The sequence below is a fragment of the Chamaesiphon sp. OTE_8_metabat_110 genome, from assembly GCF_031382685.1.
GTDB lineage: Bacteria > Cyanobacteriota > Cyanobacteriia > Cyanobacteriales > Chamaesiphonaceae > Chamaesiphon.
In genome coordinates, this window is sequence record NZ_JANMZA010000303.1 from 1 (window position 1) to 12084 (window position 12084).

Annotated in this window: 13 protein-coding genes and 2 tRNA genes; 8 read left to right on the forward strand and 7 right to left on the reverse strand. The window is 45.5% G+C overall.

All coding sequences use genetic code 11. The features are described from left to right. Together RMO52_RS10965 and rpsU are read left to right on the forward strand one after the other, a co-directional pair. On the forward strand, positions 1-230 hold a 230-nt coding region (locus RMO52_RS10965; RefSeq protein ID WP_310413949.1), incomplete at its 5' end, for an RNA-binding protein. 250 nt (positions 231-480) lie between these two features. Continuing rightward, positions 481-669 (forward strand): 30S ribosomal protein S21, encoded by a 189-nt coding sequence (gene rpsU / locus RMO52_RS10970; protein WP_015162498.1) that lies wholly within the window; start codon positions 481-483, stop codon positions 667-669. 113 nt (positions 670-782) lie between these two features. On the opposite strand, the gene RMO52_RS10975 is transcribed toward rpsU, so the two are convergent. The 3 genes from RMO52_RS10975 to RMO52_RS10985 form a co-directional block, all read right to left on the reverse strand. Beyond that, positions 783-1487 (reverse strand): CPBP family intramembrane glutamic endopeptidase, encoded by a 705-nt coding sequence (locus RMO52_RS10975; RefSeq protein ID WP_310413954.1) that lies wholly within the window; start codon positions 1485-1487, stop codon positions 783-785. 184 nt (positions 1488-1671) lie between these two features. Next, the gene (locus RMO52_RS10980; RefSeq protein WP_310413958.1) at positions 1672-2265 is read right to left on the reverse strand and encodes a superoxide dismutase; all 594 of its coding nucleotides are present in this window, start codon (positions 2263-2265) and stop codon (positions 1672-1674) included. A 271-nt stretch (positions 2266-2536) separates the two neighbouring features. Then, positions 2537-2719 (reverse strand): hypothetical protein, encoded by a 183-nt coding sequence (locus RMO52_RS10985; protein ID WP_310413961.1) that lies wholly within the window; start codon positions 2717-2719, stop codon positions 2537-2539. A gap of 4 nt (positions 2720-2723) precedes the next feature. Here RMO52_RS10985 and grxC point away from each other — a divergent pair, with 4 nt between their 5' ends. Continuing rightward, positions 2724-2987 (forward strand): glutaredoxin 3, encoded by a 264-nt coding sequence (grxC, locus tag RMO52_RS10990; RefSeq protein ID WP_309741402.1) that lies wholly within the window; start codon positions 2724-2726, stop codon positions 2985-2987. 60 nt (positions 2988-3047) lie between these two features. On the opposite strand, the gene RMO52_RS10995 is transcribed toward grxC, so the two are convergent. The 3 genes from RMO52_RS10995 to RMO52_RS11005 form a co-directional block, all read right to left on the reverse strand. Continuing rightward, positions 3048-3120: transfer RNA gene (locus RMO52_RS10995), tRNA-Arg, on the reverse strand. A 219-nt stretch (positions 3121-3339) separates the two neighbouring features. Next, a tRNA-Leu gene (locus RMO52_RS11000) sits at positions 3340-3421 on the reverse strand. Between the two features lie 207 nt (positions 3422-3628). Beyond that, complete coding sequence (locus RMO52_RS11005; RefSeq protein WP_310413965.1) at positions 3629-4810, reverse strand: aldo/keto reductase; 1182 nt, start codon at positions 4808-4810, stop codon at positions 3629-3631. Between the two features lie 258 nt (positions 4811-5068). On the opposite strand from RMO52_RS11005, the gene cax reads away from it, so the two are divergent. The 5 genes from cax (at position 5069) to RMO52_RS11030 (ending at position 11461) form a co-directional block, all read left to right on the forward strand. Continuing rightward, on the forward strand, positions 5069-6187 hold the full coding sequence (cax, locus tag RMO52_RS11010; protein WP_310413969.1) for a calcium/proton exchanger: 1119 nt from the start codon (positions 5069-5071) through the stop codon (positions 6185-6187). A gap of 99 nt (positions 6188-6286) precedes the next feature. After that, positions 6287-7435 carry a pentapeptide repeat-containing protein gene (locus RMO52_RS11015; protein WP_310413972.1) on the forward strand — a complete coding sequence of 383 codons (1149 nt, stop codon included), beginning with the start codon at positions 6287-6289 and terminating at the stop codon, positions 7433-7435. Between the two features lie 847 nt (positions 7436-8282). Then, positions 8283-9011 (forward strand): PEP-CTERM sorting domain-containing protein, encoded by a 729-nt coding sequence (locus RMO52_RS11020; protein ID WP_310413975.1) that lies wholly within the window; start codon positions 8283-8285, stop codon positions 9009-9011. 294 nt (positions 9012-9305) lie between these two features. Beyond that, positions 9306-10070, forward strand: coding sequence for a PEP-CTERM sorting domain-containing protein (locus tag RMO52_RS11025; RefSeq protein ID WP_310413978.1), 765 nt, complete (start codon positions 9306-9308; stop codon positions 10068-10070). Positions 10071-10225: 155 nt separating this feature from the next. Continuing rightward, the gene (locus RMO52_RS11030; protein WP_310413981.1) at positions 10226-11461 is read left to right on the forward strand and encodes an LL-diaminopimelate aminotransferase; all 1236 of its coding nucleotides are present in this window, start codon (positions 10226-10228) and stop codon (positions 11459-11461) included. A 148-nt stretch (positions 11462-11609) separates the two neighbouring features. Here the strand turns inward: RMO52_RS11030 and RMO52_RS11035 are convergent, their stop codons facing one another. Then, entirely contained in the window at positions 11610-11900 is a 291-nt protein-coding gene (locus RMO52_RS11035; protein ID WP_310413983.1) for a YkvA family protein, read from the reverse strand. Positions 11901-12084 lie beyond the last annotated feature (184 nt).

The window sequence follows — 12084 nt, forward strand, 5'->3', positions numbered from 1 at the left end:
TTGCCGAGTACGGTAAAGTCAAGCGAGTTCAATTGCCTACCGATCGGGAAACTGGTCGTCTACGCGGTTTTGCTTTTGTGGAAATGGAAACAGACGCAGAAGAATCTGCTGCTATCGAAGCTCTCGATGGCGCTGAATGGAAGGGTCGCGACCTCAAAGTCAAAAAGGCTGAGCCACGTGAAGAAAAAGGTTCATTCGGTGGTGGTGGCGGTGGCAACCGTCGCTACTAGATTTGAGCCTTAGCGTTTGAGTCAAGCAAAAAGAAGGGCAGACTCCAAGTTTGTCCTTTTTTGGTCGATAAATAGCTAATACGATCTAGTCTTGTTAGTTTTATAAGTCGCCGTAAAGCATTGGAAGCTAAACAGATGTGGAGCAATAGTAAGACTATCTCGGTAGCAAGTTGCTGTGAAGCGTCAAGGAATCCTCGCTCATTTGGGACGAGGAGGTATGTCAAATAACTAAGTTTGTGGATGGGTTAGGATGTCTCAAGTAATTCCCGGTGAAAGTGAAGGCATTGAGTCAGTGCTACGCCGATTTAAGCGAGAAGTCTCCAAAGCGGGGATTTTCCCAGATATGCGCAAGCACCGACACTTTGAAACGCCAATTGAAAAACGCAAGCGCAAAGCGATTGCCAGACACAGACAGAATAAGCGTCGGTTCCGCACGTAATTCTCGATTGTCTAAAGTATTTACAACTACGAATCTGCTCGAAAGGTACTAAATTACTCGATCGAGCAGATTTTTAGTATGTACTGTCATCTTATCCCACCGCTAACGATCCTTTAGCCTAGTAAAATGTGCCAACTAGCTATTTGCAGAGCTAAATCTGCTGCCAAATGACTCAGATAACTCGGCAACAGCGAGCGATAGCAGCGGGCACATTTAGCCCATAAAACCCCTGCTCCAAACACGGCAATCGAGCCGAGCGCCACCAACCGCCAATCGTCACAATAAACCACCAGCAAAATAACATGGTGCAGTGTAAAGAATCCGGCTGAGATCCAAACGGCTAGTGCCTGCGTCCATAACCTAGCACAGTGACGATAGACAAACCAGCGCCACACATACTCTTCAATCAACGAATTAACTAAAGTTTGAAAAGTACCAAAGCCAAATACCATCAGGGGAATATTCATGCCCATCTGATTCACTCTGGCTTTAATATCGGGAATATTTAACCAATATCTACCCACCAACCAATAACTGGCAAAGATCGTCCCAAACATCATCGCACCTAAGATAACCCCAGCTCTCCAGCCATCTGATGTTATCCGCCAGGGGAGTGGCTGACGCTCGACTAATATCTGCCACAACAGTGGAAATAGCAGCAGCCAAATACCGCAGCAAACTGCAATTTCTTGTCCTATGGCACCAGGAGCGAGGACTGTCGAACAGAGTGCGCCGATACTGGTGACAGGAACGATGAGTAATAAGGCAATAATCGAGCGCAATCGCTCGATTATTGCCGGATGACGATGTAAACTCATAGCTGAGTGTGGGATAAAAGGATGTTCTTAATTTAATCCTAAAACTCACTCAGCTAGCGATCGAGCGGACAGTTATGCGATCGTCCATGCTGCAATACTTGTATCACTAGATTGGCTCGATCGCCAGACGTGCGCTCTTAAAAATGGTGAAGAGAAGAGTGGACGCTTGCGCGTCCACTGGTGACTATTTCAGATTAGCCGCAGCAAAATCCCAATTTACCAAGCTATCCAAGTAGGTACTGATAAAATCAGGACGACGATTTTGGAAATCGAGATAATAAGCGTGCTCCCACACATCCAGCGTCAGTAGGGGAGTTTGTCCGTGAACTAGGGGATTTTCAGCATTACCAGTTTTGGTAATTTTGAGAGTACCGCCATCATTGACAAGCCAAGCCCAACCGCTACCAAATTGAGTCGTAGCCGCAGTTTTAAAGTCGGCTTTGAACTGGTCTAAACTGCCAAATGCCGCATCGATTTTGGCAGCTAATTCGCCAGTAGGTGCGCCACCACCATTCGGCTTCATGGATTTCCAGAAGAAAGCATGGTTCCAAACTTGAGCGGCATTATTAAAAATACCTGCTTTACTAGCATCTCCAAAACTAGCTTTCACCACTTCATCGAGCGACATGTCTGCCATCGGCGTATCTTTGGTGAGATTGTTGAGATTAGCTACATAACCAGCATGATGCTTGCCGTAGTGAAATTCAAATGTCTGTGCAGACATGTGTGGCTCTAGAGCACTTACATCGTAAGGCAAAGCTTCTTGTACAAACGCCATTGGGGGTGCTCTCCTAAATTAAGATGATTATTCTCGCTCAATGCTGAATATAACAAATTTAGCCGGGTAAGCGCGAACAAATCGTCACATGAGTGCCGAAGGTTGCCGCTAATGGTAGCCATTTATCGATCGCCAACTCCCAAAGTCCAGCCGTTTGACTGAGATGACTCGATACAACTGGCTGATTGTTCTGGCTAAGTTTGCCGATATCATACTTGTTATATTAGTTACCCAATAACTACTGCAACTTAGATCGCTATTTACTGGTGGTCTATTTTTTGTGTGGATTGGACTGCAAGCATCGACTTCTGTATGAATAAGCTGCTTGTCTAGTTCGATCGCGATCGTCAGGTAACAGTACGATCGTTCCTGGATCTCGATCGAGTAGTAGCTGACGATCGACATCAAAAAATGTCAAAATAGTCAGTGACGTCCAGCTCGAACCAGCAAACATTTACATGCAGCCAAATATTGAGATTTATACATGGCGAAGTTGCCCGTTTTGTATCCGGGCTAAGGCTCTACTAAAGAGTAAGGGCGTTGAATTTACCGAGTATTCGGTCGATGGTGACGAGCAAGCGCGATCGGCGATGGCAGAAAGAGGCGATGGTAAACGTTCCGTCCCACAAATATTTATCGATGATACTCACGTTGGCGGCTGTGACGCACTCCATGACTTAGATGCACAGGGCAAGCTAAATCCGTTGCTCGGTATTGCTTGATTAGCGCAATCCAGACCAAAAAGCAGCAAATGTTAAAACACTTGCTGCTTTTCTATTTTATGAGCACGGAGGGACTCGAACCCCCGCTCCTCAGGACCGGAACCTGATGCTCTATCCACTGAACCACGTGCCCTTGTAGTTATGTTTATCATAACACATTTGGAGTCATTTAGCTCAGCTAGCTTCACAAAAACTCACGATCGGCGCTCGACAAATCTACTAACTATTGTCCGTATAAGTAGTGCCGAATCTGAAGATATATCTACAAGGCCAAGATTACCCTCTAAATTAGGTAATCTCGCCTTTTCGATCGACACTGCTAGAGAGAAACTAGCGTATCTAGTAACTTGTATGCGGATGGGGAGACTCGAACTCCCAAGGACTAAGCCACACGCACCTCAAGCGTGCGCGTATACCAATTCCGCCACATCCGCTTGTTAAATTTTTTCTTGAGGTGCGCTTTACGTGCTTTGCTAAGATATCACGATCGCTGGGAATAGTCAATAGGGAGAGGGGAGAGGGAATAGGGGATAGGGGGTAGGGATTAGACTTTGGGTTTTAGGCTTTAACTTTTAGGTGGGGTTTAGAACGCAAGCGTTCTTCTATTCTCCTAGCCTCTTAACTTCCCTATCCCCTATTCTCTAGCTTTGAGACAGTCGTTTTACTTCGATACCGCCAAGGAGTCGATCGGTTTCCCAGAGTAGATCGGGGATTTTAGTGGCATGGGGACTACTTGCCAGACAGATAGACAGGTCGAGATTTTTGACATTGGTAGCTTTGGCACCAGGAAACCAGTGTCCGCCATTTTCGAGTAAGTTGTAGCGCATTTGTCCGTACTCGATCGTGTCATAAGCGATCGCGAGATTTCTCAGCCAGAGGATAATAGGGATATTAATGTTCCCAGGGGTGTCTGTGGGGTCTGGCAAGCCCTGTCGCCAAGTCTGCACCCACTCGCGCCCGAGTTTGTCGATCGCCGCCTGTTCTAGGCGATCGATAATGGGCGGTAGCAGTTCGGCGGCGCGATCCAAAAGTGGGAGCGTTTTGAGGTGTTCGTCAAAGTCGCTAGGGGTAGCCGCGCCGATACTGAGCGTATGTACCTGGGGATGACTCAGACAAAAGAGATTATTGAAGACAATCGGACTCAAAGGTTGGCAGAGTTCGACTAATTTCGCGGATGGTTTATTGAGTAAACCACCCTTATTTGTCGGGCTGATAATAAACACACCCAGATCGTGACGGGTGGCCGCTTCGATCGCCGCCCAATTAGTTTGATTGATATAGTACCAGTGGAGATTCACATAATCAAATTTATCGGTTTCGATCGTCCGGACGATCGTTTCTGTACTGCCATGTGTAGAGAAGCCAATAAACCTAACTTTGCCCTCAGCTTGCAGTTGTTTGGCAACTTCCCAACAGCCACCATCTCTAAGTGCATAATCGGCAGTTTGGCGATCGTTAATGCCATGCAGCCCGAGCAGATCGACATACTCTAAGTTAAGCCGCGATAGGCATAACTCAAAAGTCCGCCTAAATTCTGCGGCATCGGCAACAGGTGCAACTTTAGTTTGAAAAATATAATCTTGACGATTTAATTTTGGTAAAACTTGACCGAGCTGAACCTCCGAAGAACCATAAAATCTAGCTGTTTCAATATGATTTATCCCGACAGCTAGCGAACGGCGAATTGTTGCTTCAAGGTTCAGTTGATTTTCGTTAGGAATTTCTGATAAGGGGATATCTTGCCATTTATGTTGATAGCGCATTCCACCACATGAAAAGACAGGCATTTGAAGTTCGGTGCGACCAAATCGACGGTATTGCATGGTAGAGGGGAGATGGGAGTTGGGAGTTGGGAGGTGGGAGTTGGGAGGTGGGAGGTGGGAGGTGGGAGGTAATGGGTAATGGGTAATGGGTAATGGGTAAGAGGCATAATCCTATTCTCCCAGTCTCCTAGTCCCTCAGTCCCTCAGTCCCTCAGTCTCCCAACTCCCAACTCCCCTCTCCTAGAAGAACCGATCGCCAAGAGAGTCTATCGGACAGATCGGGTACTCTAGAGAGACGGTGTACCAATACAAGCATCAATGTTAAATCTCAATAATGCTCTTTCTGTTTTACTACTATTTGTTCCAGTTTCGATCGCGGGGCACTTTTTGGGCTGGAGCGAACCGATCGTTTTTGTCACCTCTGCGCTGGCAATTATCCCCTTGGCGGCATGGATGGGGACAGCAACAGAAGAAATAGCAGTGGTGATGGGGCCAGCGCTTGGAGGCTTACTCAACGCCACCTTTGGGAATGCGACAGAATTAATTATTGCGCTAGTGGCGCTCAACGCGGGATTGATCGATGTCGTCAAAGCCAGTATTACAGGCTCGATTATTGGTAACTTATTGCTGGTGATGGGATTTTCAATGCTGCTTGGTGGTTTGAGATATAAAGAGCAGGTCTTTCAACCGATTGTAGCGCGGGTGAATGCGTCGAGTCTCAATCTCGCGGTAATTGCGATGTTGTTACCAACAGCAGTGGATTACACTTCGACAGGTATCGATGCCGATGCGATTCAAAAACTCTCGCTCGCCGTATCGGTTGTGCTGATTGGCGTCTATGGGTTAACGCTGTTATTTTCGATGAAAACGCATACATACCTGTATGATGTGACGCTGGCAGATCTGGATCTGGAGGAATTAGCCGACGCCAATTTAGGTGGTGAAAACGACCATGAAGCCGTTAATTTAACGCTGTGGATTTCAGTACTATTAGGTTGTACATTACTCGTTGCTGTGGAATCAGAATTTCTAGTTTCGACCCTAGAAGTAGCCACTAAGCAATTAGGTTTGACAGCATTATTTACTGGCGTAATTTTAGTGCCGATCGTTGGTAATGCCGCCGAACATGCTACTGCGGTGACTGTCGCGATGAAAGATAAAATGGATTTATCTGTATCGGTAGCGTTAGGTTCGAGTTTACAAATCGCGTTATTTGTAGCGCCAGTGCTGGTACTAGCTGGATATATCATGGGCAAGCCCATGAATTTGAATTTCAATCCATTTGAATTAGTAGCTGTAGCTGTATCGGTATTGATTGCCAACTCGATTAGTTCGGATGGACGTTCTAATTGGCTTGAAGGTAGTTTGTTGTTAGCTGCTTATGTCGTTTTGGGATTTGCCTTTTACTTCCATCCCGTAATTGATGGCATTGGTTAATCGATATTAGCGATCGAACTCATAAATACTAGGCACTAGGGCCAATAATGCTAAAATTCCTGATATGGGAAGTTTAATTGCAGACTGGTCTTAGCTTAAATGACAATCTGGTTCAATCTACTCGGGATTATCGCGATCGGGTGTGGATTGTGGTCTAAAAATGTCGGTCTTACTGTGGCAGGTTGTGCGATATCGCTCGGATTATCCGTGCCGATTCTCTACCAAGGTAGCCGTCACCGCCTGCCAAAATCGCTCTCTTCAGACCAACAATTGCGGTTAGTTACCGCGATTACACTGCTAGTAGCAATTGTCTCCTTACTCAAGATTTGTGGATTTTTTAATTATCTGAGTACTCCGTCTCCAAGCACCGATTGGAATACCATTGGTGCCTTGGGGTTGTGGGGTGGAGCCTTGGGACAAATGGCTATTGCCACGATCGCGGCATATGTTTCCTGGCGACAGTATATCGTCTCTCGCGATTTGACGATCGAGCAAAACCGACTCAATCATCAACAAAATATTCTGACACAGCAACAGACGGTCGATAATTACTTTCAAGGAATTTCCGATCTGGTGCTAGATGATGATGGCTTTTTGGAAGATTGGCCGCAGGAGCGGGCTTTTGCGGTGGGGCGCACGGCGGCACTGCTCGGGAGTATCAATGCTGAGGGGAAAGCGCGGGTAATTCGCTTTTTATCGCGCTCTCATCTGTTGACTCCCCTGCAACGCGATCTGCGACTGGGTAAAGTGGTACTCAATGGTAATGGCGGCTATGATGAAGACCGCATTTGTGGCGTGCGGGTCATCGATTTGGGCGGAATGCTTGCGGGTACAGATATCTCGGCCAGTGACTTGCGCTGGAGCGATCTGAGCGATGCTAACGCGATTCGGACTAATTTAAGTGGTTGCAATCTCATCGGTGCTAACTTATCGAGAACCATCCTCTATCAGGCTAACTTAAGCGGTGCCGACATCAAAGGTACGCGATTTTTTTATGGTAATCTCGAACATGCTAGCCCGCGAATTCCCGATCGATCTCCAGATTATATGACCGGAGAGTTCAGCGGTGCCGTAGTTGAAGATGTCGATTTTACCAACGTGCGCGGCATGTCTGTCGAGCAACGGCAATATTGTTGTCGGTGGTGCGGCGAAGCTGCTCGGCAAACTATTCCCGGCGGCTGCGCGGGTATCGCCGATCGGTTATTGTTACCTGAGTATGTAGGCTCGGCACGCGCTTTTGATGATTGACTCTTACTTTTAGAGGATGTCTCTAGGGTTGTTTACGAGTGCCACCCGATCGTTTCCCAACATTTTCTGAAGATATTGTCTCACGATCGAGCCGTTAATTTTCTCAAAGATCGCCTCTAATCTCGATCTCGTGACTACTCACATCGATAATTCACGATCTAAATTTGGTGCTAACCACCATTCGATTCGATTATTGTAAAAAACGACACATCTATAATATCCAATAACCTATTTGAGAGCGCCAAGATCGCGATAATTTCCGATCGATCTTGCTAGTTTCAATAGTGACTTAGTTGCGGCGATTTCTGAAATTATACTCGCTCGATCTTGTCTCGATCGATAGAGATCGTCGATTATCAGCCTGCATACTTACCAAAAGTAAGGTAGATTTAATACTTCGCTTTGGGTATCCTAACAAGACTTATCGAGCCTGCCAGTCCATGTGGACTGGCAGGCTCGATAAGTCTTGAAGGTGGTAAAGATATCGCTCTCCGCTCTCGTCGGAATATTTCTAAAAATTAGTGTGTTTGACTGTTGACAAAAATATTTATGGACAAATTAATCTCAACTTTGAGATAAACATCAGCTATTTAGCTTGAATATTAAAGTTAACTTTGATTTGACGGTAGATTTCTTTTACTGTTCATGTATGATTGCATTTGAGCTGTCATGACTAAGCCAATTTGCTGAAAAAAATATTACCGATCGAGCCAATGTAGATCTCGCGCTACGATGAAGTTACGTTGGCATTTGTCGTAAAAAATCGCAAATTTCATGTACTAATTTGCAATAACCGTAAAAGTATTAGTTTGAAAGACAAATTGTACCCAAAAATAGGAAATTTACCATGAAGACTGAGCGGTTAACGAATTTACCAAGCTTTAAAGCTTTCTCGAAGATTAATAGCATTACTAAAGCGATCGCGATTAGTGGTTTGGCGATGGGTGTTGCAACTATGAATGCGGCTCCGGCACAAGCTGTTGTGTTCACGACAGGACAAGCTTCTATATTGGGCAGAACAGGAGATTTTTTTCAAAATGTAATTCCTGGCTCTAACTTCGATGTAAACTTTAACGCAAGTGCATCGGCAGATACTTTGGGTGCCCCAATGGGATCGTCTTTATCGCCATTTTTCAATGGTAATCTCGGTGTAACTCCAAGCACAGGAAGTTTTCAGTACGTTAGTGGCAGTGGTGGAAATCTTCAGTATCGACTTTCAAATGATTTAGTGTTTGCTTTCGCCAACAACATCAACTATACGGTTCCATTAGGATCTACGTTCCAAAGTGTGTTTAGCGACAACGGCAACACCCAGGGCGTCCAGTTCGGAATTACCAATGGTACTGGCTTTTTCACGGATCGAACCAATGGAGACCGAACATTAGCTTTGACGGATACATTTACTTTTAGTGATATTTCTGTAGTAGCGGGTGTACAGGGTGGTAACTACACTATACTTGCTTCACCAGTCTCATCAACAGCCGTTCCTGAACCTTTTACGGTAATTGGCACACTCGTTGGTGGTGCAGCAGCTTTGCGGATGAAAAAGAAATTGGCTAACGCGACTAAAAACTAGATCGATCTCCACTAATTAGAATTAGTTTGAGTTTCAGAGAGCGTCGATCTATATCATCAAAAAAAAGGGACAACATTTAGCAGTGACTAGATGTTGTCCCTTTTTTGCTAAAAGCTGTAGCAGCATCGAGAAAAATAAATCGATGTATCAAAACGATGTCGTTGGTAGCGGTGAAGATCTTAGGTCGTGCGAGACATCCTGGTTCGCGATTGTTGGTGCTGTTGAGACCAAAAATTTGGATAGTTACAAGATAGAATGTAACGTACAACAAACCCCGATCGCAATCAATCAATCATGAAAGTCAAGCAACTACCAGACTTATCGGCTTTATTCGAGATTTTTTTTAGGTATACCAACTTAGCGCAAATCCTGGCTGTTGGCACTCTAGCGATGGGTGCGAGTATCGGCATTTCATCGGCACCAGCTCATGGGGTGGCACTCAACGGCGGACAGGTAGTTTTTACTGGCGAAACAACTGGCTTCTTGGAATTACAAGATGCTGTTGCAGGCAACTCATTTAACGTCACTTTCAACTTTAACCCAGATCCAGCACCGGGCACAGCCGATAATGCGAAGGTCAGTTCGGCTAGCGCACCTTTCACTACATACTTCAATCAAAATCCCAATGGCTCTGGTTCTTACCCACTCGATCCACAGACACAGACAGTGGCTTTTAAATATGTTAGCGGTGATAACGACGGATTTACTTACACACTAGACAGCAACTTAGTATTTGCGTTTGAAAACAGCGTGACTCTCACGATAAAGAATGACACCAGATTTGTTGGTAACAATTCTGGTACAGGAGTGAGTCTATCAAATAACAGTCCTTCGGGAGCTTTTTATTCACAAGGTACGATCGATACTCCAGTGAAGGCATTATCATTTACTTTAAATGACATCACTAGCGGCAGTACTGGAGGTTATAGTATTTTGGCTTCTACAGTCGAACCAGTCACCGCATCGGTTCCCGAACCTTTGACAATTGTGGGGACGATTTTGGGTGGTGCGGCAGCAGTGCGAATCAAAAGAAAATTGACTGACGCGGCTAGAGAATAGCTGATATTGAAAGATCGATAATTTTCAGCAGGAAGATCGAGGGGTGATTTCTAGTGACGCTAGAGATCGCCCTTTTTGGGTGGAGACTTACTTTGTGCTAACCCCGAACCCCGTGTTGCTGTAAGCTGTTGAGTAATGATTCGCGACAGATAATTATGGCAACTATTAACGATAACTACCTAAAACTTAAAGCTGGCTACCTGTTTCCCGAAATTGCCAGACGCGTCAATACTTTCGCTCAAGCTAATCCTGACGCGCCGATTATCCGCTTGGGGATTGGGGATGTCACCGAACCATTGCCAGTCGCCTGTCGCACGGCGATGACGACTGCAATCGCCGATATGGGCGATCGGGATAAATTTAAAGGTTATGGCCCCGAACAGGGTTATGCTTGGTTGCGAGAAGCGATCGCGACCAATGATTTTCAAGCGCGCGGATGTGCGATCGAGCCTGACGAAATCTTCATCTCAGATGGTTCTAAATGCGACTGTGGCAACATTCTCGACATTTTCGGACACGACAACACGATCGCTGTTACCGACCCCGTGTACCCCGTTTACGTCGATACTAATGTCATGGCGGGTAATACTGGCGATGCCAACGATAAAGGCGAGTACGGTGGTTTAGTCTATCTACCGATTACGGCGGAGAATGATTTTACCGCCCAAATCCCCAGCCAAAAAGTCGATTTGATCTATCTGTGTTTCCCGAATAATCCGACTGGTGCGACAGCCACCCGAGCGCACCTGCAAGCCTGGGTAGATTATGCCAAGGCACATGGCTCGATTATTTTCTTTGATGCGGCGTATGAGGCATTCATCACCGATCCGAGTTTACCGCGATCTATCTATGAAATTGAAGGTGCGCGGGATTGCGCGATCGAGTTCCGCTCTTTCTCCAAAAATGCTGGCTTTACCGGGACTCGCTGTGCGTTGACGGTAGTACCAAAGACACTCACGGCTAAAGCCGCCGATGGTAGCGATGTGGAGCTATGGAAACTTTGGAATCGTCGCCAATCGACAAAGTTTAATGGTGTTTCGTACATCGTCCAACGTGGTGCGGAAGCTGTTTATTCACCAGAAGGTAAAGCTCAAGTCAAGGAATTGATTGGCTTTTATATGGAGAATGCTCGCATCATTCGTGACAAACTGACGGCGGCGGGATTGGAAGTGCATGGTGGGATTAATGCCCCCTATGTATGGGTAAAAACTCCGAATGGTTTATCTAGTTGGGACTTCTTTGATAAGTTATTAATGAATTGTCATGTTGTCGGTACTCCTGGTTCGGGTTTTGGTGCTGCGGGTGAAGGTTATTTCCGCATTTCGGCATTTAATAGTCGCGCAAATGTGGAAGAAGCAATGAAACGCATTGCTGAGAAATTTAAGGGTTAAGACTCGATATGATGGTTTGATTTTAATCGATCGATCGCTGTTTTAAATTGGTGGGCAATGCCCACCCTACATTTAAAGACATTAAAAAAGGTAGGGATAATTTATGAATTATCCCTACCTTTTTCAATGTCTTTACCAACCAGAATAATTATTGAATTGGCTGTACGTCAACCACTTGACCGGACACATCGGTTTTATTGACGGTCACGCGATTACTTTTTGACTGAAGTTTTGCTTTGGCAATTTGAGACACTTCGGCAACTAAGAGCGAGATAATCAATGTGTCATCAACTAGTCCAGCGAAAGGTAAAAAATCAGGAACTAGATCGATCGGGCTAACTAAGTAAACAACAGAAGCGGCAACAACCCACCAGCGATATTTAGGATTTTGTAATAAACTACGATACCAGTTATGCAGGGAGTGAATATTGAAGTTCATCGTTGGGTGCCTGAGTTGGTTTTTGTCAATACATCTATCATCTCAAATTCCTACGATTTGTACAGGTACGGTAAACCCATTTTTCAGGGTGGTTGTTCCCACTTACTCCTTTCCCAGCGTAAAATTGAACATCTAAAGTAATAAGTGGATAGATCTGTAGGTTGGGTTGAAGCTCAAGCGAAAC

Bases quoted from the DNA above. Each gene is read 5' to 3' on its own strand.
- RMO52_RS11015 (WP_310413972.1), top strand. From the start codon at position 6,287: ATGACAATCTGGTTCAATCTACTCGGGATTATCGCGATCGGGTGTGGA.
- RMO52_RS10980 (WP_310413958.1), bottom strand. From the start codon at position 2,265: ATGGCGTTTGTACAAGAAGCTTTGCCTTACGATGTAAGTGCTCTAGAG.
- RMO52_RS10975 (WP_310413954.1), bottom strand. From the start codon at position 1,487: ATGAGTTTACATCGTCATCCGGCAATAATCGAGCGATTGCGCTCGATT.
- RMO52_RS11035 (WP_310413983.1), bottom strand. From the start codon at position 11,900: ATGAACTTCAATATTCACTCCCTGCATAACTGGTATCGTAGTTTATTA.
- RMO52_RS11005 (WP_310413965.1), bottom strand. From the start codon at position 4,810: ATGCAATACCGTCGATTTGGTCGCACCGAACTTCAAATGCCTGTCTTT.
- RMO52_RS11020 (WP_310413975.1), top strand. From the start codon at position 8,283: ATGAAGACTGAGCGGTTAACGAATTTACCAAGCTTTAAAGCTTTCTCG.
- RMO52_RS11025 (WP_310413978.1), top strand. From the start codon at position 9,306: ATGAAAGTCAAGCAACTACCAGACTTATCGGCTTTATTCGAGATTTTT.
- grxC (WP_309741402.1), top strand. From the start codon at position 2,724: ATGCAGCCAAATATTGAGATTTATACATGGCGAAGTTGCCCGTTTTGT.
- RMO52_RS11030 (WP_310413981.1), top strand. From the start codon at position 10,226: ATGGCAACTATTAACGATAACTACCTAAAACTTAAAGCTGGCTACCTG.
- rpsU (WP_015162498.1), top strand. From the start codon at position 481: ATGTCTCAAGTAATTCCCGGTGAAAGTGAAGGCATTGAGTCAGTGCTA.
- cax (WP_310413969.1), top strand. From the start codon at position 5,069: ATGTTAAATCTCAATAATGCTCTTTCTGTTTTACTACTATTTGTTCCA.
- RMO52_RS10985 (WP_310413961.1), bottom strand. From the start codon at position 2,719: ATGTTTGCTGGTTCGAGCTGGACGTCACTGACTATTTTGACATTTTTT.